At 71.9% G+C, this 25,462-nt stretch carries 25 protein-coding genes; 16 read left to right on the plus strand and 9 right to left on the minus strand.

Going from position 1 to position 25,462, the window contains the following annotated elements:
- Window positions 1-119: 119 nt before the first annotated feature.
- From WME97_RS00805 to WME97_RS00820, 4 genes are read left to right on the plus strand one after another with little or no spacing between them, the layout of a single operon-like run.
- Entirely contained in the window at window positions 120-1,028 is a 909-nt protein-coding gene (locus WME97_RS00805; RefSeq protein ID WP_437548657.1) for a hypothetical protein, read from the plus strand.
- Between the two features lie 2 nt (window positions 1,029-1,030).
- Window positions 1,031-1,807: a hypothetical protein gene (locus WME97_RS00810; protein WP_437548658.1), complete on the plus strand. Its 777-nt coding sequence runs from the start codon at window positions 1,031-1,033 to the stop codon at window positions 1,805-1,807.
- Window positions 1,804-2,706 carry a DUF692 domain-containing protein gene (locus WME97_RS00815; RefSeq protein ID WP_437548660.1) on the plus strand — a complete coding sequence of 301 codons (903 nt, stop codon included), beginning with the start codon at window positions 1,804-1,806 and terminating at the stop codon, window positions 2,704-2,706. The genes WME97_RS00810 and WME97_RS00815 overlap by 4 nt, the downstream gene beginning before the upstream one ends.
- Entirely contained in the window at window positions 2,703-3,233 is a 531-nt protein-coding gene (locus WME97_RS00820) for a hypothetical protein (RefSeq protein ID WP_437548661.1), read from the plus strand. The genes WME97_RS00815 and WME97_RS00820 overlap by 4 nt, the downstream gene beginning before the upstream one ends.
- Window positions 3,234-3,331: 98 nt before the next feature.
- On the opposite strand, the gene WME97_RS00825 is transcribed toward WME97_RS00820, so the two are convergent.
- Window positions 3,332-4,027, minus strand: coding sequence for a Uma2 family endonuclease (locus WME97_RS00825; protein WP_437548663.1), 696 nt, complete (start codon window positions 4,025-4,027; stop codon window positions 3,332-3,334).
- Window positions 4,028-4,142: 115 nt separating this feature from the next.
- On the opposite strand from WME97_RS00825, the gene WME97_RS00830 reads away from it, so the two are divergent.
- From WME97_RS00830 to WME97_RS00840, 3 genes are all read left to right on the plus strand, one after another.
- Complete coding sequence (locus WME97_RS00830) at window positions 4,143-4,553, plus strand: hypothetical protein (protein ID WP_437548665.1); 411 nt, start codon at window positions 4,143-4,145, stop codon at window positions 4,551-4,553.
- Between the two features lie 114 nt (window positions 4,554-4,667).
- Window positions 4,668-6,191 (plus strand): hypothetical protein, encoded by a 1,524-nt coding sequence (locus WME97_RS00835; RefSeq protein ID WP_437548667.1) that lies wholly within the window; start codon window positions 4,668-4,670, stop codon window positions 6,189-6,191.
- A 482-nt stretch (window positions 6,192-6,673) separates the two neighbouring features.
- The gene (locus tag WME97_RS00840; protein WP_437548669.1) at window positions 6,674-8,527 is read left to right on the plus strand and encodes a vanadium-dependent haloperoxidase; all 1,854 of its coding nucleotides are present in this window, start codon (window positions 6,674-6,676) and stop codon (window positions 8,525-8,527) included.
- A gap of 45 nt (window positions 8,528-8,572) precedes the next feature.
- On the opposite strand, the gene WME97_RS00845 is transcribed toward WME97_RS00840, so the two are convergent.
- From WME97_RS00845 to WME97_RS00865, 5 genes are all read right to left on the minus strand, one after another.
- A complete protein-coding gene (locus tag WME97_RS00845; protein ID WP_437548670.1) occupies window positions 8,573-9,340 on the minus strand; it encodes a thaumatin family protein in 768 nt (255 codons plus the stop codon).
- A gap of 128 nt (window positions 9,341-9,468) precedes the next feature.
- Window positions 9,469-10,368, minus strand: coding sequence for a hypothetical protein (locus WME97_RS00850; protein WP_437548672.1), 900 nt, complete (start codon window positions 10,366-10,368; stop codon window positions 9,469-9,471).
- 246 nt (window positions 10,369-10,614) lie between these two features.
- Window positions 10,615-11,286, minus strand: coding sequence for a lamin tail domain-containing protein (locus tag WME97_RS00855; RefSeq protein ID WP_437548674.1), 672 nt, complete (start codon window positions 11,284-11,286; stop codon window positions 10,615-10,617).
- A 140-nt stretch (window positions 11,287-11,426) separates the two neighbouring features.
- Complete coding sequence (locus WME97_RS00860; RefSeq protein ID WP_437548676.1) at window positions 11,427-12,851, minus strand: M20 family metallopeptidase; 1,425 nt, start codon at window positions 12,849-12,851, stop codon at window positions 11,427-11,429.
- Between the two features lie 187 nt (window positions 12,852-13,038).
- Entirely contained in the window at window positions 13,039-14,301 is a 1,263-nt protein-coding gene (locus WME97_RS00865) for an alpha/beta hydrolase family protein (RefSeq protein WP_437548678.1), read from the minus strand.
- 205 nt (window positions 14,302-14,506) lie between these two features.
- Here WME97_RS00865 and WME97_RS00870 point away from each other — a divergent pair, with 205 nt between their 5' ends.
- A complete protein-coding gene (locus tag WME97_RS00870) occupies window positions 14,507-14,971 on the plus strand; it encodes a GNAT family N-acetyltransferase (RefSeq protein WP_437548680.1) in 465 nt (154 codons plus the stop codon).
- Between the two features lie 64 nt (window positions 14,972-15,035).
- Here WME97_RS00870 and WME97_RS00875 read toward each other — a convergent pair whose 3' ends face one another.
- On the minus strand, window positions 15,036-15,305 hold the full coding sequence (locus WME97_RS00875) for a hypothetical protein (RefSeq protein ID WP_437548682.1): 270 nt from the start codon (window positions 15,303-15,305) through the stop codon (window positions 15,036-15,038).
- A 141-nt stretch (window positions 15,306-15,446) separates the two neighbouring features.
- Here WME97_RS00875 and WME97_RS00880 point away from each other — a divergent pair, with 141 nt between their 5' ends.
- The 3 genes from WME97_RS00880 (at window position 15,447) to WME97_RS00890 (ending at window position 17,892) form a co-directional block, all read left to right on the plus strand.
- Window positions 15,447-15,791 carry a hypothetical protein gene (locus tag WME97_RS00880; protein WP_437548684.1) on the plus strand — a complete coding sequence of 115 codons (345 nt, stop codon included), beginning with the start codon at window positions 15,447-15,449 and terminating at the stop codon, window positions 15,789-15,791.
- 108 nt (window positions 15,792-15,899) lie between these two features.
- Window positions 15,900-16,718 carry a hypothetical protein gene (locus tag WME97_RS00885; protein ID WP_437548686.1) on the plus strand — a complete coding sequence of 273 codons (819 nt, stop codon included), beginning with the start codon at window positions 15,900-15,902 and terminating at the stop codon, window positions 16,716-16,718.
- A 214-nt stretch (window positions 16,719-16,932) separates the two neighbouring features.
- Window positions 16,933-17,892, plus strand: coding sequence for a protein phosphatase 2C domain-containing protein (locus WME97_RS00890; RefSeq protein ID WP_437548688.1), 960 nt, complete (start codon window positions 16,933-16,935; stop codon window positions 17,890-17,892).
- A gap of 155 nt (window positions 17,893-18,047) precedes the next feature.
- Here the strand turns inward: WME97_RS00890 and WME97_RS00895 are convergent, their stop codons facing one another.
- Entirely contained in the window at window positions 18,048-18,707 is a 660-nt protein-coding gene (locus tag WME97_RS00895; protein WP_437548690.1) for a YceI family protein, read from the minus strand.
- Between the two features lie 21 nt (window positions 18,708-18,728).
- Window positions 18,729-19,529 carry a dioxygenase family protein gene (locus tag WME97_RS00900; RefSeq protein ID WP_437548692.1) on the minus strand — a complete coding sequence of 267 codons (801 nt, stop codon included), beginning with the start codon at window positions 19,527-19,529 and terminating at the stop codon, window positions 18,729-18,731.
- Window positions 19,530-19,763: 234 nt separating this feature from the next.
- Between WME97_RS00900 and WME97_RS00905 the strand changes: the two genes are divergently transcribed.
- The 5 genes from WME97_RS00905 (at window position 19,764) to WME97_RS00925 (ending at window position 25,173) form a co-directional block, all read left to right on the plus strand.
- The gene (locus tag WME97_RS00905) at window positions 19,764-20,684 is read left to right on the plus strand and encodes a LysR family transcriptional regulator (protein WP_437548694.1); all 921 of its coding nucleotides are present in this window, start codon (window positions 19,764-19,766) and stop codon (window positions 20,682-20,684) included.
- 559 nt (window positions 20,685-21,243) lie between these two features.
- On the plus strand, window positions 21,244-22,155 hold the full coding sequence (locus tag WME97_RS00910; RefSeq protein ID WP_437548695.1) for an ABC transporter substrate-binding protein: 912 nt from the start codon (window positions 21,244-21,246) through the stop codon (window positions 22,153-22,155).
- On the plus strand, window positions 22,152-23,060 hold the full coding sequence (locus WME97_RS00915; protein ID WP_437548697.1) for an ABC transporter permease: 909 nt from the start codon (window positions 22,152-22,154) through the stop codon (window positions 23,058-23,060). The genes WME97_RS00910 and WME97_RS00915 overlap by 4 nt, the downstream gene beginning before the upstream one ends.
- Entirely contained in the window at window positions 23,036-23,824 is a 789-nt protein-coding gene (locus WME97_RS00920; protein WP_437548699.1) for an ABC transporter ATP-binding protein, read from the plus strand. Before WME97_RS00915 ends, WME97_RS00920 begins: the two co-directional genes overlap by 25 nt.
- On the plus strand, window positions 23,821-25,173 hold the full coding sequence (locus WME97_RS00925) for an LLM class flavin-dependent oxidoreductase (protein WP_437548701.1): 1,353 nt from the start codon (window positions 23,821-23,823) through the stop codon (window positions 25,171-25,173). The genes WME97_RS00920 and WME97_RS00925 overlap by 4 nt, the downstream gene beginning before the upstream one ends.
- Window positions 25,174-25,462 lie beyond the last annotated feature (289 nt).

The following is a 25,462-nucleotide window of genomic DNA, read 5'->3' on the forward strand; positions in this document are numbered from 1 at the left end:
GGGCCGTGCCCCTCGCCGCTCGGGGCTCGCCCCGGGCGATCACGGGCTGGGCGCGGCCCTCGTGGTCGATGAAACTTTCACCGCCGTGGGGCGTCTCAGCTCCCCGGAGGTTCCGCCCGATGCCCAGACGTCGTGGTCTCTTCCTTGCGTTCTCCCTTCTTTGTCCGGCGCTGCTCTCCGCCGGGTGTGCCCAGCCGATCGACGCTCCGGACACGACCGCGTACGTGCTGCTCGATCCCGCGGCGCGCGCTCGCTGGACCGTGGCCAGCGACGGCTGGCAAGGGGCGCCGATCCTGCCGGTCGCCCTCGACGTGGAAGAGACGGCCGTGCTGCGCGGCCCGGAGGGCGCGCAGCGGATCGCGCTGCGCGCGGGCATGCTCGCGCACGTCCGCGGCGTCGAGGGCGAGATCCGATGGCTCGCGCTGGGGGAGGAGGCGCGGGACGACCGCCTGACGCTGCACGCGAGCAAAGCGGCCGCGGCGGCGCTCGCGGCGCTCGTCGGCGGCGAGATCTCCCCGCGCCGCGACGGCATGTGGACGCTCACAGCGCCGGATCTGCTGGAGCGCGGCTCCTTCCTCGATCCGCCCGAGGGCGTGATCGAGGCCCTGCCGGACGCGCAGCGCGAGCCGGGCGATCCCGCCGCGTTCGCGCCCTCGGCGGCGCAGGACGCCCTGGACGCGCTCGCCGCGGTGCCTGCGGCCGCCAGAGGCGGCGCGCTGGAGCCTGGCAGCGCGGAGGCAGAGCTGGTCGGCCTCTACGCCGCGGGGCTGCGGACGCTCCTCCTGGACGCGTCCGGGGGCTTCACGCTCGAGGACCGCTGCTCCGGCGAGGTGGTTGCGACGGGCGAGTACTCGGCCGCGGGCGATCACGTGGTGCTGCGATCCGCGGGGGCGGCGCCGATCGTGCTGCGCCGGCACCAGGATAGGCTGGTGCGGCCGGGCTGGGAGGCCTTCGCGCCGCTCGCGCCCGAGCCCTCGGGGCGCGGCGAGGCGGAGAGCGAGCTGCTCGGGAACGGCGGTGAGGAGTGACCATGAAGCGCAGGCATTTGCTGGGAGCGACTGCAGCAGGGCTCGCGGCCACCGCGTGGCCCACGTTCATCCGCGACGCGTTCGGCGATGGCGCCGCGTGCGACGAGACGGGCAAGCCGGCGGCCGCCGCGGGGTCGCTGGTCCAGGTGTCGGCCGCGTTCCGCCGCGCCCGGCAGGCGAGCAGGGCGCTGCTCGTCTTCGTCATCCCCGCCGACGACAGCGCCAAGTGGGAGCGCGGCCACGCGTTCGGCGAGCTGCTCAACTTCGGCGCGGACGGGGATCTCGCCCCGCTCGCGGGCGTCGAGGTCGTCTGCGCGACCATGGCCGATCTGAAGAAGCTCGTGCCCGGCGCCGGCACCGGGGAGCCGCTCATGGTGGCTGTCAGGACCGACAAGGTGCCTGTCGTCGCGACGCAGCTCGACGTCGCGCTCCCGAGCTACGACGGAATGCGCCGCATGGCGTCCGGGGGCCGGGAGGAGCAGCTGAAGCACGACGACACGATCGCCGCGCAGCGGATCGGCGCGCTCGGGGCGCTGCTCCGGAAGGGCCTTGGCGCCGGCGCGGGCAACGTGGAGGCCCGGGCCGCGAGCGTGCGCGCGCGGCTCGTGAAGGCGCCGCCGGCGGGCGCGCACTGGGCGATCGCCAGCGGCTGCGGGATCGACGTCGAGGGGGCCAAGGACAGCGGGCTCATGGCCTGCGGCATGGGGCACGTGCCCTCCAAGTCACGGCGCTTCCTGTACTTCTTCTCGGTCGACGGGCGCGGGGCATCCACGCGTTGATCCCGGTCGGCCTCACGCTCCAGCCCGACGCGGCGTTCCTCGACCTGCTGGCCGAGGTGATCCTGCGCGACGCCGACTACTACGAGGTGGCGCCCGAGACGCTCTGGCGCGTGCCGGACGCCGCCGAGGCCGATCTCCAGGAGAACGGCTTTCACCGACGCTTCGCCGAGCTCGCGCGCCGGTCGGACCGGCCGTTCGTCGCCCACGGCGTCGGCTGGTCGCTCGGCGGCGCCTCGGCCGCCGACGCGGGCCGGCGCGCCCGCTGGCGCGCGGCCCTCCGGCGCGACCACGCGATCTTCCGGTTCCGCTGGTACACCGATCATCTCGGGATCAGCGCGCCCGCCGGGCTCTCGACCGGGCTGCCGCTCCCGATGCCCATGAGCGCGCACGGCGCCGCGGTCGCCCGCCGCGCGCTCCGGGCGATGCAGGACGTCGTGGAGGACGTCGGCGTCGAGAACAGCGTCAGCTACTTCGTGCTCGGCGACCCGCTGGACGAGCCGCGCTTCCTCGAGCGCATCCTGAGGGCGCCGCGGACGCACCTGCTGCTCGACCTGCACAACGTCCACACCATGGCGGAGAACTTCGGCTTCGATCCGGCCGAGTACGTGGCGCGGCTCGATCTCGCCCGGGTGATCGAGATCCACCTCTCCGGCGGCGGCCCGAGCGATCCGGGCTGGCTGCCTTCGGGCCGGGTGTTGCGGCTCGACGGCCACGACGACGCCGTGCCGGAGCCGGTGTGGCGCCTCCTGGACGAGGTCGCGCCTCGCTGCCCGAACCTGCGCGGGGTGACGCTGGAGCGCATGGAGGGCACGGTGCATGGCGCGGACGACGCGGCCGCCGTGCGGGAGGAGCTCCGCCGCGCGCGGCGCGCGCTCGGCCGGCGCGGGAGGCGCGGGTGACGCGCGCGGCCGGCGGCGGGGCCGCGGGGCGCGCGGCGCGTGGCAGGGCAGGGGAGGCCCGCGGCGGGGCAGGGGAGGCCCGCGGCGGGGCAGCGGAGGCCCGCGGCGGGGCAGCGGAGGGCGCGGCGGCGCGGCCGGCGCGGCTGAGCGGGGCGCAGGCGCACGCGCGTTACGAAGCGCTCGTGGCCCGCGCGATGACCGCCGAGGATCCCGTGGCCGCGCTGCGCGCCGCGGCCGAGGATCCGGCGCTGCCGCCCGCGCTCCGGAAGGCGCTGCTCGGCGCGGACGAGGACGGCGTGAGGATGTCGGCGCTGCTCGTGGCGCGGCTGCGCTTCGAGCGGCTCCTGCGCGGCTCGCCCGAGGCCGAGGCGTGGTTCGACCGCGATCCTGCGGAGTTCAGCGCCGCGTTCCGGCGCTACCACGCCGAGGTGCCGCCCACCGCGTTCTTCCCGCCGGGCGAGGCCCGCCTGTTCCGCCGCTGGATCGAGGCGCCCTCCGCGCCTGCGCGCGCCCGACGGCCCCGATGACCCGTGGGCGTCAGCAGCGCTTCCTCGCACCTCTGCCGGGCGTCAGCAGCGCTGCCTCGTCGGAGATGGTGAAGTTGACCCGGTGGATGCCGACGGGGTCAGCCGCCTCGTCGGCGCAGCTCGGCCTCGAGCTCGGCGATGCGCCGCTCCGCTGTCGCGCGGGCGGCCTGCTCGGCCTCGGCGCGGCGTCGCTCCGCCTCCTCAGGGGTCAGGACGAGCTCCGCCCCGTCGGGGGTGCGGGCGAGACGGAGCGCCGCCGGCTGGCCTGCGGCAGGGACGATGACCCAGTGCAGATTGAGCACGGTGCACGGGCTGCGTTCCCCTTCGACGACGCGCTCGATCAGATCGTCGTCGATGCGATCCCAGACCCGCAGCCGCTCTCCTGGCGCGGCGTCAGGATCGAACGCGACGAGCTCCAGCACGCCGAGCTCGTGGTACTTGCGGAGCTTGTCGGCCCACGTCTGCGGATCCGAGTCGTGCTCGCTCACGATCTCGACGGCGAGCTCAGGGGCACCACGCTCCCACGTCTTCCAGGAGCCGAACGGCGTGTCAGGGGTGTCGAGCCGGACAAAGGCGTCCGGCGCCAGACACCGGCTCGGATCCGACGCGGACCAGTAGACGAACTGGTCGGATCCGATCGACGCGCGATCCGCGAAGGTCTTGAGCACCACATAGAGCAGGGTCCTGATCTCGAGGTGGCGCTTGGTCTCCGGCACGAGGGCCTCTTCCGGGAAGTGGAGCGGGGAAGGCGCGCGAACGTGGCGGAGCCGGCGCGCGAGCGCGGCGTGCTGCATGGGGAACAGTATCCACACGCCGTGTGTGTACGTCGACCGCGACCCGGCTCGGTTTGCTCGCTTCGTCAAGATCGCCTCGAGATCGTCGCGGCGCGCGCCGGTGTAGCCTGGCAGCGTGCGCCCCCGCCGCCTCCGTCACGCCCTCGCCCTCGCCGCGCTGGTGGCCAGCGCCGGCATCGCCGGGTGCTCGTGGTGGCCATCCGAGGGGCCCTCCGCGGCGCGCCAGGATGTCGGGAGGGCAGGGGGGCGGCCGCCCGCCGCGCCGCCCTCTCCGGCCGCTTCCGGCGGCTTCGCCGCGGGAGGGCCGCCGCCCACCGCCGCGCCGCAGGGAACCCCGCCGCAAGCGCGGCCTCTCCTGCTCCTCACGGACCCTGCCGTGCTCGCCGAGCTCGAGGCCGCGGGCCTCGACTTCGGCACGGTGCTCACGGGCGCGCCGCGCGCGCCGGCCTCGCTCTCCGCGCTCTCCCGCACCGCCGAGCTCGGCTCGATCGCGCGCGTGCTCGCCGACGACCTGCGGCAGGTCTAGCGCGCCGATCCGAGGAGCGGGACGAGCATCGCGCGCCACGCGCACCGCCTCTTCGACGAGCGGTGGCTCTCGGCCGAGGGCGCCCGCTTCGAGCTCATCGGCGTGGTGAACCGGATGGATCGCCGCCCGTTCGACGCCTCCGCCTGTGGAGAGACCCGCCTCGTGTACCGGCTGGCCTACGCCGCGAAGACCCCGGCCGGCGCGGCAGGCAGCGCGGCAGGCGCCACGTCCGCTGCGGGCGCCTCCGTCGCCACGCCGGCCCCCGCCGCCTCCTCGCGCCTCCCGATGACCGTGTCGTTCGAGCTGCTCGCCCCCGCCGGCGATGCTCGCGCGTGCCGCCGGCTCGCGCAGGCCTGGTCGCGCGCCGGCGCGCTCTCCGGGCCGGATCTCGTCCGCTTTCTCACCTCGCCCGAGGGCCCGCTCGCCCCGGGCGCCGCCGATCGCGCGCACCTCGCGCGGCTCGTTGTGAACCTGCAGAGCGTCCGCTGGCCCTCGACCGTGCGCCCGGATCTCGGCGGGCACGCGGAGTACGTGCTCCGCGCCTTCCGCTGGGACGCCCGCGCCGGGCGCTACGCGCCGCTCGCCCTCGAGAACACGCCCGACGTCGCCAGGCTCTCGCGCGACCCGGCGCGGCGCGAGCGGCTCCGCGCCTGGCTATCGGCCCCCGAGAACCTCGCGCGCCTCGACGAGGGCACGGCGCTCCTGCCCGAGGAGTTCCTCGCCACGAAGGCGCTGTCGGCGACGCCCCACGGGCTCGCGCGCCGCGCCAACCGGCCCTTCCGCGTCCTGTTCGAGCCCCGCGACTTCGCCGGCGTCGACTTCGGCGGCCTCTCGCGCGTCCGCTCGCCGGAGGGGCTGCTCCGGCGTCTCGATCAGATGACCTGCCCCGGGTGCCACCAGAGCGGGTCCGTCGCCGGCTTCCACCTGCTCGGGCAGGAGCCCCCGGGCCGCGTCCACGACGCGCTGTTCACCGTCGAGTCCGCGCACCTCGCGGGTGATCTCCCGCGCCGGCGGGCGGTGGTCGAGGCCGTCGCGCGGGGCGCCGCCCCGGACGACGAGGTGCCGTATCCGGAGCGAGGCGACGGCGCGCGCGGCGGGTATGGCGCGCGTTGCGGGCTGGGCGACCCGAGCTTCGCGGGCTGGACCTGCGCGGAAGGGCTCGTGTGCTCCGCGTACGACGCCCCTCAGGAGGACCGCGCGACCGTCGGCGTCTGCCTGCCGGCGGCGCCGGAGGTCGGCGACCCGTGCCAGGTCGGCGCCGTCGTCCCCCACGCCGACCCGCACCGCGATCGCGCCGCGGCGGCGCAGCCCGGGGCGTGCCCGCTCGCGGCGGTGTGCAACACGAGCCCCGTCGGGTTCCCCGGCGGCATGTGCACGAGCAGCTGCGTCGCGCTCCCGGAGGAGGGCGTCTGCGGCGCCATCGCCGTGCTCGACCCGTTCAACCGCTGCCTCGCCCGCGGGACGGTGTTCACCGAGTGCCTGAGCCGCCACGTCACGCCCGCGGGCCTGCGGCGCTGCTCGAGCGAGGCGCCCTGCCGCGAGGACTACGTGTGCGCCAGGACGAGCTCGGGCGAGGGCGCCTGCATCCCGCCGTACTTCCTGTTCCAGCTCCGGGTCGACGGCCACGCGGTGCCGTGACCCGCCCGGCGCTCCACGGCGCCGCCGGCGGGGGGAACGGCGCGTCTTCGGGCTGGAGATCTCGATAGAGCCCCAGGACCCCCGGAAGATCCCCTGCCTGCGCCCCACGGACGATGCCGTCCAGCATTGCCGAGTCCGTCCGCTCATCGCCGCCCCGCCGCATCTTCATTCGATATCACCGGGCCCCGGACGACAGAAGTCCTGCCGGTGCGCTGCGAAACAAAGTCCTTGCTCGAGTCTATCCGTTATAGTAGACGTTTGTCCTATAAAACGGACGCAGCGAATTGAAGCCGCTGTCCGCTCCTTTCCTGGCCTCGTCGGCGCTCGAAGCGCGCGCGTCGCCGGAAGCTCGACCTCACCGTCTCCGCTTCCGGGGCGATCCGCCGCGATCTGAGCGCACAGGCCGATTCTCACGGGTGCCTGACCGCGAACGCCGCGGCGGGCGGACGCGAAGGTCCACGCAACGAACGGAGCTGAACGCCATGACCATTGATTCTCATGACAGCGATCCCAGGAGCGATGCTTCGACTCCCGACGCCCCGAAGCCCGTGGGCTCCGAGGGCGCCGCAGGGCGGCCGGGGGCCGAGAAGGTCGCAGGCCGGCGCGCCTTCATGAGTGTCGCCGGCTCGCTCGCCGTGGGAGGCGTCCTCGCCGCGAGCCCCGGTGTTGCCAATGCGGCGCGGGGCAGGGGCATCGACGATCTGCTCGACGGCATCGATTCGTCGCGCCGCGATCCGCGCGTCTCGCCGCTCGATCATGAGCTCCGCCTGCGCGCGTTGCGCGTGCGCGTGGAGGCCGCGGTCGACGATTTCGAGGAGCCGATCGCGCCGCACCCGGACAACGGCGACGAGGCGCGCTATCGGAACAAGATCGGGACGGACACGCGCGGCCTGCCGCACGACGCGCGAGGCGAGGTGGATCTGGCCGCGTACCGCGTCGCGGCGAGGGCCCACGCGTCGCGCGAATGGGACGATTTCGAGGCCATCCCGCTCGGCGGCACGCGCAAGTTCGTCAATCCGATCGGCACGCTCGCCGTCAGCCTGATCGGAAAGACCCCGGCCCAGATCGGCGTGCCCCCGGCCCCCGCGCTGGCGAGCGCGCAGAAGGCCTCCGAGGCGGTCGAGGTCTACTGGAAGGCGCTCCTGCGGGACGTGCCGTTCGAGAGTTATGCCGACAGCAGCGACGTGGAGGACGCGCTCGAGGAGATCGACCGCCTGTCGGGCTACACCGGCCCACGGGTCGGCGGCCGCGTCACGCTGGACACGCTGTTCCGCGGCAGCGTCACCTACGTCGATCCCCGGGATCGCTCGGGCAGGACGGCCAGGCACGTGGTTCCTCCCGGCGTGCTCGACGGCCCTTACATCTCGCAGTTCCTCCTGCGGGACATCCCCTATGGCCCGCAGGTGATCGGGGGCGCGATCCGCACGGCGCTGCCGGGCAACGACTTCCAGACCGATCACGCCGAGTGGCTCGCGGTGCAGAATGGGCGCGCTCCCACCCGGTCGATCGCCTTTGACCCGGTGCGCCGCTACATCTCGACCGGGCGCGATCTGGCGGAGTACGTGCATGGCGGCGCGTCCAGCTTCTGGGGCGCAGCGTTGCTCCTCGGCGCGGCGCGCAGCGCGAACCCGAACGCCCCGGGGGGCATCGCGGCCCCCCTGAGCCCCACGAACCCCTATCTCACGTCGGAGACGCAGGCCACCGCGGCCGCGACCTTCGCGCTCGCCTACCTGCAGGGCCTGCTCCCCTTCGGCACGTCGCGCGCGATCCGCGCCGCCTACTGGCAGAAGTGGTTCGTGCACCGCAGCATCCGCCCCGAGGCGTACGGCGGGCTTGTCCACCGCCGGCTCGCGAACGACGCGCGAGAGTACCCGCTGCACGACGACATTCTGAGCTCGCTGGCGGTCGAGCTGACATTCGACACGTTCGGGAGCTACCTGCTTCCGCAGGCCTTCCCGGAGGGCGCCCCGATCCACGGGTCCTATCCGGGCGGCGCCGCCGCCATCGCGGGCGTCAATGTGACGCTCCTGAAGGCCTTCTTCGACGAGGACCATGTCATCGAGGATCCGTTCGTCCCCGATCCGGCCGACCCGACCCGGCTCGTTCCGTACAGCGGGCCGCCGCTGACCGTCGGCGGTGAGCTGAACAAGCTGGCGACCAACGCCGCCTTCGGGCGCAACTGGGCGGGCATCCACTGGCGCACGGACGCGGCGGCGTCGCTGGCGCTCGGCGAGGAGGTGGCGATCAGCCTGCTCCGGGACGAGCGACGGACCTTCCGCGAGCCGTTCGAGGGCTTCACGTTCACCCGGTTCGACGGCACGCGGGTCACTGTATGAATCGACCCCTCGCCGGCGTCTGAGCCCGAGGAGGCCAGCGGCAGCTCAGGGGCAGAACACGATGTCGTAGTCTTCCCCGGCGCAGGCGGCCATCGACTCCTGATCATCGCCGGACCACGAATACGCGTCCTTGCATTGCTCTTCGAAGTACGTGGCCACGGGGTTCGCGGAATCGTCCCGGTCAGGGCTCACGCAGGAGATCGTCGCGCCGCCCGCGTCCTTGTAGCGACCCACCTCAGGGCACGCTGCGAGCAGGCTCGTCGGGCACGACAGCGTCCGGCAGTCCGGCAGGCCGACGGGCACGATCGCCATCGGGAGGTTGTGCGCGTCCACGTGGCTGATGTTGTACCAATCGAAGTCGTTGAAATCGGTGTTGAGGGTCATCTCGGCCAGCGTGTGTCGGCCGCCGCCGGGGTCCGACCCGGCGTATGCCCAGTAGCGCAGGGACGACAGCGGCTCCTTGCTGGTGCCCACGTCGCGGCACGCGAACTGTCCCGGACCGAGCTCCCCGCCGTCGATGAGGCTCCCCAGGAACTGGAGCGGCTGGTCGCACTTGTTGACGAAGGCCAGGGTGGTCTTCCCGTCACCGGGGGTGCGGCAGTCGACCTCGCCCGGAGTGACGGGCGGCTGGCCTGTCGACGCGCTGCTGGCTTCGCTCGACGAGGCTCCGCCGCTCGCGCTGGACGCGGCGCTGACCGAGGTGGATCCGCCGCCCGTCGCGCCGGAGGACGTGTCCTGCTCGGGGGACGCGCAGCCGGCATCGAGCAGCGCCATGGCGAGCAGCGCGGCCGCAGCCTTCCTGTGTTGCGACATGATGGTCCTCCTTGCGGACTCGGTGGTGGAAGGAGGATGAGGATACCGAAAGCCTCGTTCACCGAGAAGCCGTGTCCTCATCGCGCCGCGAGCAACGACCAGCCCGGACTCGGCACCTCGGGTGCCATTCAGGGCGCCTGGCAGGACACGCGGTGGATCGGCTCCTCTTTCCCTTCACCGACCGTCACGTAGTCCCATCCACCGGGAACCCACGTGATCGCCTCGGCCTGCTCCTCGTCGGGCGACGGCAGCACGCAGGGCGGTTCGGCCAGCGCCTGCGCCACCGTCTGATCCGGTGTCATGGGGTAGTAGAACACGTGGGATGAGGTGCGCAGCAGCACGCCCGTGCCGTCCGGGTGGACGTCGCCGCTGGTGAAGCGCGCGCTCCCGGCGGGCGGCTCGATGGAGCCCGTCCGGACGAGCGTCGCCGGCGCGCCCGCGGCGGGCAGCGCAGGCAGCTCGTAGACGCTCGAGGTGCCCTTGTTGACCTTCGTCACGATGGTGAGCGCTCCGGTGGCGGGGTGGATGAGCAGCGTCTCCGCGTCGTGGTCTCCGTCGGGGTACGAGAGCACGAACACCTCGGCGGTCGAGGCGAGCGGCCCTCCTCCGAGCGTGTCCGGCTCCGGCACGCCGTAGATCGTGTAGCTGTCGCGCTCGCCGTCGTTGTCGCCGATGTCCGCGAGGAAGAGGCAGCTGCCCACGCCCGAACGGCAGGGTCCGCGCGCGATGTCCTCCCAGTCGACCGCGGCCGCGCCGGCCACGGTCACCTCGGCCCGCAGCGCGCCGCCGAACCCGATCGCGAAGAACCTGGGGTCATCGCCGTGGTCGTTGTGAACATAGAGCGTGTCCGGGTGCAGCCCGCTGGCGATGACACCGGAGCACTCGTCGATGTCGCCCGGCGGGAGCGCGCCGATTCGCGCGGCCCCGGTGCAACGAGGGCAGCCCGTCTCCCGCACCTGCGGTGGATCCGAGGCCCCGCAAGCCGACAGGAGCAGCGAGAGCGCGAGCGCCGCCGAGCGCCATGCCAAGGCACCTGGCGCATTTCCGCCAGGCGGACGGGACGCCCGAATGCGAGGCGGCAGCGGCCGCGGGGCGCGGAGGATCTCGATCGCGGACGTCGGTGACAGGCGCATCGCGGTTCGGTGCAGAGAGAGAGTTGAACGCAAAGGCGCCAAGAGCGCAAAGACGCAAAAATGCTCTGTACTCATTTTTTTCTTTTTGCGCCTTTGCGCCTTTGCGTTCACTCTCTCTCTCCGGATTCCCGGCGCGCGGAGCTAGGGCGCCGCGTTCTCCGCCCCGGGGGTCGGCGCCGTGGTCGCGCCGTCGCCGGTCAGGTCGGGCAACCTGCCCCACGTCTCTCCATCGGCTGCCGCCTCGATCGGGTACTCGAGCCGGGCGAGCACCTCGTCGCTCTCGGAGATGAGGTAGACGGTCTCGCCCCTGGAGGCGCTCACCTTCCAGGTCGCATAGAAGCAGCTGCTCGGTCCGCCGTCCGGCAGGCATGCGGTGTGGGGCCCAGGGCCGTCCTCGGGCAGCTGGTCGCCGAGGATGAGCAGGTACGCTCCCGGGGCGAGCTGCGTGCCTTCGGGGAACCTGAGCGCGTCGGCCGTGTTGCACTCCCCGCTCTCGTCGGAGTCGCACAGGCCGAGCCCGCCGAGGTCGGCCGAGCCCGGGCCCGGGTTGCCGAGCTCGATCCAGTCGCCGCCCTTGGCCGAGATCTCGTTCACCACGACGGTCGTCGTCGCGGTCCCGCCGCCCGTGCCCCCTTGGCCGTCGCCGCCTGCGCCGCTCGAGCTCGAGCTCGAGCTCTGGGAGGTGGTGGTCGCGCCCGCGCCGCCCGTGCCGCCCGTGCCCGGCGTGCCCGTGTCCCCGGGCTCTTCGCTCGAACCGCAGCCTCCCGCGCAGAGCGCAGCGAGGCAGAGCGCGGCATATCGAAATTGTCCCATCACGATGTTCTCCTCGGCCCCAGCACACGGCGATCCCGGCGGTGTGTCAACGGTGTGTCGACGGGCGGCGCGCGCGGGCTCCCGTTTGCGACCGCCCCCGCCGTGGACGCGCGCGTCTGCACAGCGCGCCGCCGCGCCCCTCAGCGCGCGCGTGCCCCGTGGTCCGCGATCACGCTCGCCACGCAGCAGGTCAGCTTCTTCCCCATGCCGAGGTGCAGGAACTCGTTCGGACCGTGCGCGTTCGATTGCGGCCCGAGCACGCCGGTGATCAGGAACTGCGCCTCCGGGAACTTCTCTCCCAGCATCGCCATGAACGGGATCGTCCCGCCCTCGCCGATCCCCATCGCCGGCCGGTCGAAGAACGTCTTCGACGCCTTGCGCACCGCAGCCTCGAGCCAGGGCGCCGTCGCCGGCGCGTCCCATCCGGCCGACGGCTCGCTCACGTGGAACCGGACCTCCGCGCCGTAGGGCGGGTCCTTCTCCAGGGCCTCCTTCAGGGCCGCCGCCGCCTTCCGCGGGTCGAGGCGCGGCGGCAGGCGCATCGAGAGCTTCGCCCTCGTGAACGGGCGCAGCACGTTGCCCGCGCCCGCGATGGGCGGCAGCCCGTCGGCGCCCGTCACCGAGAGCGCGGGGCGCCAGGTGCGGTTCAGGAGGAGCTCCGCCGTGTCGCCGGTCACCGGGCACGCGCCCTTCACCCACGGCAGCTCGCACACGACCGACTCGCCCAGCACGTCGGCCGCGGCCCGCGCCTGCGCCGCGCGCTCCTCCGGGATCTGCACGTGCAGCGCGTCCACGAGGACGCGCCCGGTCCGCTCGTCCTCGATGCGCGACAGGAGCTGCCGCAGGATCCGGAAGCTCGAGGGCACCACGCCGCTGCCCACGCCCGAGTGGACGCCCTCGCGCAGGATGTTCACGTCGAGCGTGCCCTGGAGCAGCCCGCGGAGCGACGTCGTGGTCCAGAGCTGGTCGTAGTTGCCGCAGCCGGAGTCGAGGCACACGACGAGGCTCGGCTTGCCGATGCGCCCCGCGAGCGCGTCGATGTAGGCCGGCAGGTCCGGGCTGCCGCTCTCCTCGCAGCCCTCGATGAGGATCACGCAGCGCGCGTGCGGGATCCCCTGCTCGTGCAGCAGGCGCAGCGCCGCGAGCGACGCGAAGGCCGAGTAGCCGTCGTCGGCGCCGCCTCGGCCGTAGAGCTTGTCGCCCTCGCGCACGGGCTCCCAGGGGCCGAGCCCCTCGCGCCACCCCGTCATCTCGGGCTGCTTGTCGAGGTGCCCGTAGAGCAGCACCGTGTCGTCGCGCGTGCCCGGCACCTCCATCAGGATCACCGGCGTGCGGTTCCCGATGCGCACCACCTCCACCGTGAGCCCGGGGATCGGCTGCGCCTCGCACCAGGCCGCGATGAGCGACGCCGCCCTGTCCATGTGGCCGTTCTCGCGCCAGGCGGGGTCGAAGGCGGGCGACTTGTTGGGGATGCGGATGTAGTCGTGCAGCGCGGGGACGATCTCCTGCTCCCAGCAGCGCTCGCAAGACGCGACGGCTTCACGCTCGTTGAGCTTCGTCAGCATGAACCTCTCCAGGGGCTTGAGGACGGCGGCGATCTCCGGGGATCGACTCTACAGCGCCCACGACGTGGGTGTACCGCGGACATGGGGGGTTGACATCCTCGACGTTCCAGAGCGCCCAGGCGAGGAGCGCGGGGCCGGCGAGCGGGCGCGGCGCATGGACGGGCGGACTCAGCAGGCTCTTCCGGTGTCAGGGCCGCTTCTCGAAGGTCACTTCCGGGTACTCCGGTGAGGGACCGTCGAGCAGCGGGGCCGCTTCGCCGCGCACGTGCGCCTGGACGAAGGCCCGCGTGTACGCGTTCGTGATCTCGACCGCGCGGGCCGGATCGAGCGTGCCCAGCAGCTCCGGGAGGACGCCTTCGCCAAGGAAGTGCTCGACGACGACCGGCAGGTCCGAGAACGTGAGGTGGGCGGCGTCTTCGACCCGCGCCCGGTAGCCTTGGCCGTTCAGCGCGTTGTAGGTCTCGTCGATGCTCGGATCGTCGGGGTGGTCCGCCGCGAGCATGATGAAGAAGGGCTGCGCGAGGCCCCTGCCGCCGGCGCCGTCCTGCGGCCCGAAGAGCCTGCCGTCGATGTCGAGGCCGGCGTCGAAGCGGTCGTCGCGGGCGCATACCTCGGCGGCCATCGCGCCGCCGTAGGAGTGGCCGAGCACGCCGATCCGCTCGAGGTCGAGCCGGCCCGTGAGCAGGCCGCCCGGGTCGTCCTGCGCGGCGGCCGTGAGCTCGTCGAGCACGAAGAGCGCGTCGTCGGCCCAGACCGCGACGTGCTCGCCCATCGCCTGAGTAAAGGCCTCGATCTCCTCCTCCGACGCGTCCATCGCCGGCGTCAGGACGACCGAGCCGAAGGGCACGGCGCGGCCGTCGGGGAACACCGTGAGCTCGCTGTCGTAGGTGTGGCTGATGGCGGCCACCACGAACCCGTGGCTCGCCAGGTCCTCGAGGAGGCTCGTGTAGTCGGCGCGGAGCATCCCGAACCCGTGCGAGAAGAGGAGCACCGGGTGCGGCGCGCCGTCCTCGGCGACCGGCACGCCCATGCGCGCGTGCGTGAGGATGCGCGCCTCGAAGCCGTCCTCGGCCGGGAGGCCGCCGGTCGTGCGCCGGCTGTCGCCTTCCTCCGGCGACAGGTACGGCGCGAGCTGCCCTGTGCCGCAAGGATCGGCCGGGTAGAAGAGCTGCACCATGAGCTCCCGGCGGTCGTCGGGATCTTCCGTCGCCTCTTCTCCACGCGCGCTGTCGGTGAGGGCGCGGATCTGCGTGCCGACCGGGTGCGGGCCGGTCGGGCGGGGCAGCTCGAGGACGCCGTCGGCGGGCGCCTCGTCGCCCCAGCCGGCGCAGACCGGATCGCCCTCGTGCGGAGGCACGGCCTCGTCATCGGCGCAGCCGGCGACGAGCGTCGAGGCGGAGAAGGCTGCGAGCAGGCAGAGGGCATGTCGAGAGACGTCGCTGTGGAGCATGCGCGCATCGTTCTCACGCCCTGGCCAAGACCGGCGCGGCGAGCACGATCGTGGCGCGGAAGGACCGCGCTCGGCAGATGCAAGGCTCGGCCTGACAGAAGCCGCAGACCCCTGTAGTATCGGTTACGTGCGGGCAGCTCTGGAGGCGTGGCGCGGCCGAGTCGCGGCGCCATGCGGACCAAGACAGCGGAGCGGGTGAACGAAGATGGAAGAGCTCGAAGAAATAGCGCTCGCCAGGAGTGAAGACGCGCACGACATCCTTCCGTTGATGGTCGCCTTCAACGAGGCCGAGGGCATTCCCTGGAGGCCCGAGGCCATGATTCCCGCTCTGCACCGTGTGCTCAACGACAAGGACCTCGGGCTGATCCTGGTTGCGCGTGTCGGCGCGCGTCGCCCCCTCGTCGGTTATAGCCTGGCCACGTTCGGGTATGATCTCGAGTTCGCGGGGCGTGATGCCTTCGTGACAGAAATCTTCGTGGAGCCTGGGTCCCGACGGCGGGGCCTCGGGCGGACCCTGCTGGAATCGACCGTACAACACCTGCGGGAGCGCAGCGTGAACGCCGTCCATCTCATGGTCCGACCGGACAATCAGCGAGCGATCGCTTTGTATGAGGGGCAGGGGTTCAAGGTCTCGCCGCGGATCATGATGACCAGGGAGCTGACCCCCTGACCGAAGACGCAGTTCAACAAGGTGTTCCATCGGGCAGCGCTTCGCGCCCCCGCTGAGCGCCAGATCATTCGCCGGAGCCTTCCAGATGCTCGAACACAGCCCCGCATGGCCGCATGGCGAGATACAGGACGCATTCCCAGAGGTCTTTTACGTCGTGGGTACGAACAGGACTCACCACGCCGGGATCGATCTCCAGACGAGCCGCACGATGACCGTGCTCCGACAGGACCGAGACCTCACGCTCGTGAACACCGTGCGCCTGACCGAGGAAGGGTTGCGCCAGCTCGACGCCCTCGGCCAGGTCCGCCACCTCGTGCGGCTCGGCGCATTCCACGGCCGAGATGATCCCTTCTATCGCGATCGTTACGGCGCCGCCCTGTGGGCGCTCCCCGCGGCGGTGGCGGCCGACGGCCGACCTGCCGACCGAGCGCTCGCAGCAGGGGGCCCGTTCCCGGCTCACGGAGGCATTGTATTCGTGTTCACGACCGCGCGGTTCCCTGAAGCCGCCGTTTTGCTCCCGCGGGAGGGCGGAATCCTCATCACGTGTGATGCCGTCCAGAACTGGTCACACGTCGATCGCTTCTTCTCCGAAGAAACGGGCGCGCTGTTCGTCGCTCAAGGGTTGATCGGCGCGGCGAACATCCCCGCGACCTGGCGAGAGGCGTGCGCCCCCGATATTTCAGATTTTCGCCGCCTGGCCGATCTGCCGTTCCGCCATCTCATCAGCGCTCATGGTGAGCCGCTTCGGGACGACGCCAAGAGGCTACTCCAGGCCCGCATGGACGAAGTATTTGGCCCGCGAGAACAGGAGCCTACGTGAGGCCGGTGACGCTGCCGACAAGCCGTCGCGGATGACGCCCTCCGACGCCACGCTCGGCCTGGCACCGGCACCTGAACGACAGTATCGCCAGAGGCATCAAGGAACGCAATGCACAGCGCACAAGCATGCTACCGTGAGCTCTATGACTCGCTCCTCGAGTACGACGGTGGCTCGCTCTACCCGGACGTGCTCGCGCCCTGGCTCGAGGCGAACGCCGGCGAGCGGACCTGGCTCTGCTCCTTCGCTTCCCGGCGCGGAGGCCCCATCCCGTCCGTGGACGTCGAGGACCTGTGGCGGCTGTATGCCTTGAGTCGCGTCAATGACACGTTGCTGCTGCGGTTTCAGCGCGGGACGGCGGACGGATCGGACTGGCCGGGGCCGCTGATCTCGCAGGCCGAGTATGTCGCGTTCGCGGAGGCGCTGGGGCTCACCATCGTCCAGACGTCCTCGTTCTCGCCGTTCCATCACGAGATCGTCGCGGTCGAGTACGCCGACGACCGCCGTCAGCCGGTATCGCTCGTCAGCTGCTCCTGGCCGTGCCTGATGCTCGGTGACATGCTCTTTTCTCGGGCCGGAGCGCGCGTGTGCGGCGGCAGCGATGTCATCCGCAAGGACATCGCGGAATCATCTACCATGTACTGGGCGTACCGGCGGAAGAACCGCCCCCAGCAGGACCTCTCCCATGGCTGGGGCAGCAACTCGCAGTGGCGCACCGCCTTCCGCAGGGACTATCACTCGGGCCAAACATTGTACTACAACGTCGATGGCAAGCGCGATCTGAGCACGCTGGCGTCAACGGTCGAAGATGACGATGGCCTGACGCGGGAGGAGCGCGTCGAGCTGCTCACCAACCGCTGTTTCATCTTCACGATGAAGCCGCACGATGATCTGTGGCCCTATGATGACAGGCTACAGCTCGAGGGGTGATGAGAGCTTGTTCGCATGTCGGGCATCTGGATCAAGCTGTCGGACAGGGTGGTGGCCTCGGGGCCGAGAGCGTGACGGACAGGCTGCATGGGGCTCGCTCGGTGGACCGATCCGCCAGGGCTGTGCGCCGAGGACCCGGAATAGCTGATTTCCTTCGCGCACACGGCGATGCTGGTGGAGAGACATCCGTGATCAGTTAGCCAAACTAAGCGTCATGGGACTATTTGACATCGTCATCGCCCGAGCGGACTGCCCCAGCTGTGGATATTTCCAGGAGTGGCGCGTCCAGTACAAGTATGGCTACTGCTGGCAGCACGAGTACAGGATCGGTGACCGAATCTGTTGGTTCGATCCGCCGGGGCGCCCGGCGCCGCTCAGCGATGATGGAGAGAACGTGGGCGGGCTCGTCACAGTCCCCGGGCTCGTCGAGAGCGGCTGCTCGAAATGCGGCCTTGGCGACGGCGCGGCCCTCTGGTTCCGGGACAATGTTGTTCATGCGATAGAGATCACGCTCTCGGAAGTCGGCGGCGAGCCCGAGCGGCTCGAACCTTCCTCTGCCTGGATGCGCTTCTGGTCACGCCGCGTGGCAGGCAGTGCGAACGAGGATCGCCTCGAGCTGAGCTGCCGTGGCGATCGGTGGACCGTGGTCATCGCCGACGGGGCGGGCGGGCTCTCGGGCGGTGCGGCCGCCGCCCGCTCGGCGACGAGCGCGATGGCGGCGCTCGGCGCCGAGACGGAGCTCGACCCGGACGGCTGGTGCGAGCGCCTCAGCCTGCTCGACCGTGAGCTGGAAGCGGAGCCCAGATGTGGCGAGACGACGCTCGTCGTGGTCCAGGTGAGCCGAGGCGAGCTCTGGGGCGCCAGCGTGGGGGACTCTGGTGCGCTCCTCGTCACGCCCGACGGACCGATCGAGCTGACGGCGGGGCAGCGCCGCAAGCCGCTGGTCGGCAGCGGCGCGTGCAGGCCTGCGATCATTCCCCGCCAGCCGCTCTCGGGACGCCTCCTGGTCGCCACCGACGGCCTGCTGAAGTACACGTCGCTTGCGACCATCAACGCTCTTGCGCGTACGGGCGACGTGACTACGGCGGTCGAGGCGTTGATCCAGGCGGTGACTCTTCCGTCCGGCAACCTGCAGGACGATGTGGCGGTGGTGCTGGGCGAGCGCGTCGGCTAACCCGGCGCCGCTTCGCTGCGCTGCAGAATCGCGGTAGCTGAGCGGAGGGGCACCCTATCATGGCTCGGCGTCTCGCACGTCGGCGCGCCGCCATGGCACCTGCGTCGTCGGAGCGCGGTGTCCACGGGCAGCGCGCCCGGTTGTCCGGCCGGCGCTCAGCCCTGCTTGCGGGGGGCCTTGAGCGAGAGCTTCAGCAGCACGTCGTCGCGGATCAGGTCGTCCTGCTTGCCCGGATAGACGATGCCGAAGTCCTTGCGGTTGATCACGAACTCCGCGCTGCCCGAGACGGCATCGGCGCCCTCGGTGATGGTCGCGGGGAAGGTGAGCGTCTTCTTCACGCCGTGCAGATCGAGCTCGCCGGTGATGGTGTGCGTCGCGCCCTTCTCGCCGCCGGCCTTGATCTCGGTCGAGGTGAACGTCGCCTTCGGGTACTTCTCGACGTCGAAGAAGTCCGGCGACTTGAGGTGGCCGTCGAGCTTCTCGGCGTCGCTCTTCACCGACGACGCGTCGGCCTCGACGGTGAGCTTGCCGCCCGCGGCCTTGCCGCCGGCGAGCGTGATCGAGCCCGAGATCTTCTCGAATTTGCCCTCGTGTTTGCCCGTGACCTTCGAGCCGACGAAGCCGATGGTCGAGGCGGCCGCGTCGAGGGGCAGCGTCTCGGCGGGGCCCGAGGGCGCGGCGGCGGCCTGGGTCTGCGCGGGCGCGGCGGTCGAGATGGTCGCCTTGGGCTTGTCCTTGGTCGGATCTTCGCACCCTACGAGCGAGAGCAAGAGGGCGGCGGGGAGGGCGATGCGAGCGAAACGAGCGGTGAACATGAGAGACAATCTCCTTATTGGTCAGCCAAACTGCACAGAACGTTTCGTGAACGAGCCATAGGTGAGCCCCGTGATGGGGAACTGCACAGGCTCGCTCACGTCGATCGACGCCCCCATGGCGGCGACGACCGGCACGAAATGCTCGTGGGTCGGGAGCGCCATCCGCACGCCCGGCGCGCGGGCGCGGTACTCGATGAGCGCGCCCACGTCGCGCTGCGAGAGGACCTCGGCGCACCATGCGTCGAACTCCGTGGCCCAGGGCTGCGCGACCGCATCTCCGCGCCAGTCTGCCGCGCGGAGGTTATGGGTCAAGAAACCGCTGCCGACGATCAACACCCCCTCGTCGCGGAGCGGCGCGAGCGCTCGCCCCATCTCGAGGAGCGGAGCTGGAGAGAGCGTCGGCAAAGAGATCTGGAGCACCGGGACGTCCGCGCCCGGGTACATGCAGACGAGCGGCACATAAGCGCCGTGATCGAGCCCGCGGCGAGGAGCCTCGGCGACCGGACCCAGCGGGCCGAGCAGCTCCCGGACGCGCCGCGCGAGCGCGGGGGCGCCGGGCGCGGGGTACGTCACCTGATAGTACTTCTCGGGGAAGTTGTAGAAGTCGTAGACGAGGGGCACGGCCTCGGTGGCGCCGAGCGTGACCGGCGCGTCCACCCAGTGGGCCGAGATCATGAGGATCGCCGTGGGGCGCGGCACCGCCTGCGCCCAGGCGGCGAGCTCGGCGACCCACGCGCGATCGTCGAGCAGGAAGGGAGAGCCGTGCGCGAGGAACAGGGCCGGCATGCGCCCCTCGCGCGCCTTGTGCTGGGTGTCGGACATCGAACCTCTCTCGGCCGCGGTGGACGTGGCGCTCGACGCCGGAGCCGCGCCGGGCGCGGTCGACGTCGAGCGCCCGCAGGCGCCGGCGATCGGTGCGGCCCCGCCCGCGGCAAGGAGGAGCCTTAATGCAGCCCGGCGATCCATGATGAGTTCACCCTAGGTCGTTTCCGGGAGTGGTACAATGACCCTGAAATGAAACGCCAGGTTGCAGAAGCGGAAACGATCGACGCGAATGTGAGCGATTTGCGGGCCTTCTGCCTGGTGGTCGACCTCGGATCGATCACGGCGGCCGCGAGGACGCTGGGCGAGACGAAGGGCAGCGTCAGCCGCCGCATCACGCGCCTGGAGCACGCGCTCGGGGTGGAGCTGCTCCGCCGCAGCCCGCGGCTCGTGCAGGCCACCGAGGACGGCCTCGCCTACCGGATGCGCGTCGGCCGGGCGCTCGAGCTGCTGGAGGACGCGAACGTGGCGGTGCAGCAGGCGCGCTCGAGGCCGCGCGGGCACCTGCGCGTGACGGCGCCGTTCGATCTCGGGCTGAGCATCCTGGCGCCGCTCTCGGCCGGCTTCGCGGAGCGCTTCCCCGAGATCTCGCTGGAGCTGCTGCTCACCGAGGCGCTCCTCGACTTCGACGCCCACCAGGTCGACGTGGCCCTGCGCGCGACCTCGAGCCTCCCGGACTCGTCGCTCATCGCCCACAAGCTGCAGCACATCGAGGTCGGCCTGTTCGCGGCGCCCTCCTACCTCCGCAAGCACGGGGCGGTGCGCCGCCCGGAGGACCTCGCGGGGCACCGGCTGCTGCTCGCCCAGACGGCGCGCGGGCACGCGACGATCGCGCTCTCGGCGCGCGACGGCCGCGATCGCGCGGAGCTCCGGGTGCGCGCGGCGATCTCGGCCTCCGATTTCTCGTTCTGCCGCGAGGTCGCGCTGGCCGGGGGCGGGATCGCGCTGGTCCCCGCGATCAACGTGCGGGGCGACCTCGACGCGAAGCGGCTCGTGCCCGTGCTCAAGGACTACGCGATCCACGGCGCCGCCTCCCTGTACCTCGTCCACCCGGGGACGCGCTTCCTGCCGTCCAAGATCCGCGCCTTCCGCGACTATCTGCTCGACGCGTTCGGCGTCCAGGGGCGGCGCGAGGCCCCCGCCGCGGCGCGGTAGCGGGCCGCCCCCTCCGCGCCTGCCCCCGCCGGAGGGAGGCTGGCCGTGCTCGCGCCGGAGCAGCGGATCACCACCGGCTGTTGCTGGGGAAGCAACGCGGCCTTGGCCCGGCCGCCACGCGGCCGGCGGGCGCCGCGCGAACGCGGGCGCGGGCCGCTGGACGGCGCCGTCCACGGGCGAGCGGCGCGGCGGCATGGGCGTTGCTGGTCATGGCGAGACGATCCCGAGGAGGGGCCGCGAGCCATCGGCTCGGAGAGGCCCATCCCGGCGTCTCCCGAGCGCTCCTCTCCCCCGCCGGCTGGGCGGCGGGCGGGGCGGCGCCTGGGCATCCGCGAAACGGCACCGCTTCCAGCCGCGCACCGAGGTCCATCTGCGCTCGTTCATCGACAGGATTCGCTCACTCGCGACGTTCGCGGCGCTCTCCGCGCTTCCTGCGCTGATTGCCTCGTCCGGGTGCAAGCGCGACGGCGAGGCGAGCGCCGCTGTCACGCTCGCCCCGGACGCCCCGATCCCGGCCGAGATCCCGCGCGAGACGCGGCTCAGCATCGGTGATCCGACGGTGCAGAAGCAACTCCAGCTCTCCGGCGACATCGACAGGCTGCCGTTCCGCGTCGACTGGCAGAACATCAGCGGAGGACCGCAGACCATCGAGGCGTTCCGCGCCGGGGTGCTCGACGCGGGCGCGGTCGGCGACACGCCGCCCATCCACGCCACCTTCACCGGGGTCGACGTGAAGATCCTCACCGTGCAGGTCCGGGAGAAGCCCATCTACGAGCTGGCCACCGCGCCGGGCGCGCAGGTCGCGTCCATCGACGACCTCCGCGGCAAGAAGATCGCGTATTCGCCGGGGCAGGCGCAGGGCGCGCTCGTGCTGCGCGTGCTGAAGAAGGCCGGGCTGTCGCAGAAGGACGTGACGCTCGTCCAGCTCGGGAGCACCGAGTTCAAGGAGGCGCTCACCAGCCGCCAGGTCGACGTCGCGCCGCTGTCCGGCGTCACCCTGCTGCGTTATCTCAACGAGTACCGCGCCGAGGGCGCCTCGTCGATCGCGCACGGCGTCCGCGACAACCTGGGCTTCCTTCATGTGCGCGCCGAGGTGCTCAAGGACGCTCACAAGGCGGCCGCGCTGGTCGACTATGCGAAGTGGCGGGCCAGGGCCCAGCTGTGGGCCTATGCGCACCCCGAGGCCTGGATCGAGGCGTATTACGTCAAGGATCAGGGCCTCTCGGCGAAGGAAGGGCGATTCCTTATCGAGGCCGCCGGCAAGCCGCAGGTTCCGCGCGACTGGTCCGAGGCGATCGCGCTGACCCAGGAGACCGCCGATCTGCTCGCCGAGGCCTCCGGCCAGAAGCGGTTCGAGGCCAGGACGATCTTCGACCTTCGATTCCAGACGATCGGAGCGGAGGTGGCCGGCGCCGCCGAGGGCGCCGGACCGACGGACCGGCCGGCGACGGCCGACAGGAGCACTCCATGACGACCGCACTGCCCACGAGCGCCGCCTCGCCGCGCCTCGCCAGCTTCCCGGATCTCACCGCGACCGCGGACGTCTCCGCGCCGCCGTCGGGCGCCCCGACCGGCCGCCGCGTGTCCGGCCGCCGCTTGCGGCGCCGCCTGGGCCCGGGGCGGCGCATCCCGTACGGCCTCGCGCTCGGCCCGGCGCTGCTGCTCGCGCTCTGGGCCGCCGCCTCCGCGACGGGCGCGCTCGACGCGCGCGTGCTCTCCGCGCCGTGGACCGTTGTGACCACGGCCCACGAGCTCATCGCCGACGGGCGGCTCCTGTCCAACCTGCTCACGTCGGCGCAGCGGGCCTTCCTGGGGCTCGCGCTCGGGGCCGGCCTGGGCACGGTGCTGGCGCTCCTTGCCGGGCTGACGCGCGTCGGCGAGGCGCTGCTCGACGGGCCGGTGCAGATCAAGCGCGCGATCCCGACGCTGGCGCTCATCCCGCTGCTGATCCTCTGGTTCGGCATCGGCGAGCAGATGAAGGTGCTCACCATCGCCCTCGGCGTCGTCATCCCGGTCTACGTCCACACCCACGCGGCGCTGCGCACCATCGACGCGCGCTACGTGGAGCTGGCCGAGACGGTCCGCCTGACGAGGTGGCAGTTCATCCGTAAGGTGGCGTTGCCGGGGGCGCTGCCGGGCTTCCTGATGGGCCTGCGGCTGGCGGTGACCGGCGCGTGGCTGGCGCTCGTCGTGGTCGAGCAGATCAACGCCACGAGCGGCATCGGCTACATGATGTCGCTGGCGCGCTCGTACGGGCAGACGGAGATCATCCTCCTCGGCCTTGTCGTGTACGGGCTGTTCGGCCTGGCCTCCGACTCGGCCGTGCGGCTCATCGAGCGAAAGGCCCTGTCATGGCGCCGCATCCTGGCCGGCTGACGGCGGCCCCGCCCGCGGTGCGGATCCGCGGCCTGGTCCGCCGCTTCGGCGCCCGCGTGGTGCTCGACGGGATCGACCTCACGATCGAGCGGGGCGAGTTCGTGGCGCTGCTCGGCCGCAGCGGATCGGGCAAGAGCACCCTGCTGCGGGCGATCGCCGAGCTGGACGACGAGGTGACCGGCTCGGGCGAGCTGCACGTGCCGGACAACCGGGCGGTCGTGTTCCAGGACACGCGGCTCCTGCCGTGGGCGCGGGTGCTCGACAACGTGATCCTCGGGCTCGATGTACCGCAGGCCCGGGAGCGCGGCCTGGACGCGCTCGCGGAGGTGGGGCTCGCCGGGCGGGAGCGCGCGTGGCCCGTCGAGCTGTCCGGCGGCGAGCAGCAGCGGGTGGCGCTGGCGCGGTCGCTTGTGCGCGATCCGGAGCTCGTGCTGGCCGACGAGCCGTTCGGCGCGCTCGACGCGCTGACCCGCGCGCGCATGCACGACCTCCTGCGCGAGCTGTGCGCGCGGCACCGGCCGGCCGTGCTGCTGGTCACCCACGACGTCGACGAGGCGATCGCGCTCGCCGATCGGGTGCTTGTGCTCGAGGGCGGCCGCATCGCCGAGGAGCGGCGGATCGATCTGCCGGCGCCGCGCCCGCTGCGCGATCCGCGGTTCCTCGCCCACCGCGAGTCGCTGCTTTCGGCGCTGGGGGTCGCGCCGGGCGCGGCCGCTGCCGGAGATCCTGACGCGAACCCTGAACTGGAACGGAGTTCCCCGTGACCCAACGACCCGGACAGCTGCATCTCAACGCGTTTCTCATGAGCGTCGGCCACCACGAGGCCTCGTGGCGCTTGCCGGAGAGCGATCCGTTCGCGAACACGAGCGTCGCGCACTTCAAGAACCTGGCCCGCATCGCGGAGCGGGGGAAGCTCGACTCGGTGTTCCTCGCCGACAGCCCGGTGCTGTGGAACAACGTCGGCCGCAGGCCGGCCGGGACGCTCGAGCCGACGGTGCTGCTCGCGGCGCTCGCCGGGGTGACCGAGCACATCGGGCTGATCGCGACCGCCTCGACGACGTACAACGAGCCGTTCAACCTGGCCCGGAGGTTCGCCTCGCTGGACCACCTCAGCGGGGGTCGGGCGGGCTGGAACATCGTCACGACGGCGGGCGTGGACGCGGCGCGCAACTTCAACCTGGATGAGCTGCCGGCGCACAGCGACCGGTACGCGCGGGCGGCGGAGTTCATCGATGTGTCGCTGAAGCTGTGGGACAGCTGGGGCGACGACGCGCCCCTCGGCGACAAGGAGAACGGCGTCTGGGGCGATGACCGCAAGATTTACCCGCCGCGGCACGTGGGGCGGTACTTCAAGGTCGAGGGGGCGCTCAACGTGCCTCGCTCGCCGCAGGGGTATCCGCTGCTCGTGCAGGCCGGCTCGTCGGACGACGGCAAGGAGCTGGCGGCGCGGTACGCGGAGGCGGTGTTCACGGCGCAGCAGACGCTGGAGGACGCGCAGCGGTTCTATGTCGATCTGAAGGGGCGTGCGCGCGCGCTGGGGCGCGATCCGGGGTCGATCAAGATCTTGCCGGGGATCGTGCCGGTCATCGGCGCCACGGAGGCCGAGGCGCACGCGCTCGACGCCGAGCTCGAGCGGCTCATCAAGCCGGAGTACGCGAAGCGCCAGCTGGCGCAGACGCTGCGGGTGAAGCCGGAGGAGCTCGACCTCGACGCGGAGCTGCCGCGGGATCTTCCGAGCGAGGATCAGATCGAGGGGGCGAAGAGCCGGTACACGCTGATCGTGAGCCTGGCGCGGCGGGAGCGGCTGACGGTGCGCCAGCTGATCGGGCGGCTGGGCGGCGGCCGCGGCCACCGGACGTTCGCTGGCGCGCCCGAGCAGGTGGCGGACGCGATCCAGCACTGGTGGGAGCAGGGGGCGGCCGATGGCTTCAACGTGATGCCGCCGGTGCTGCCGTCGGGGCTCGAGGCGTTCGTCGAGCACGTGGTCCCGATCCTGCAGAAGCGAGGGCTGTTCCGGACGGAATATGCGGGGAAGACGTTGCGAGACAACTATGGGCTGCCGAGGCCGGCAAACCTCAACCCCGGTCGGGATCTGGTCGCGGCGGCAGAGTGATTTGTATTACAATAAGCCTCAACCTCGGTCGGATAAACCTCAACCTCGGTCGGGAAACGGACCGGGCAAACCTCAACCTCCGTCGGGATCTGGTCGAGGCGCAGAGTGAGATAGGCCACAATTGGCAGCGGCGCCGGTCGGGGAATGAACCGCGGCTGAACCCAACCCCGGTCGGGTCGAACCGCCCCGGTCGGTGAACCCAACCCCGGTCGGGTCGAACCGCCAACCCAACCCTCTTCAGGGGCCAACCTCGGTCGGGGATCGACCCGCAACCCCGCTCGGGCTGCCG

The organism is Sorangium sp. So ce367, assembly GCF_051520455.1.
GTDB lineage: Bacteria > Myxococcota_A > Polyangia > Polyangiales > Polyangiaceae > Sorangium > Sorangium cellulosum_B.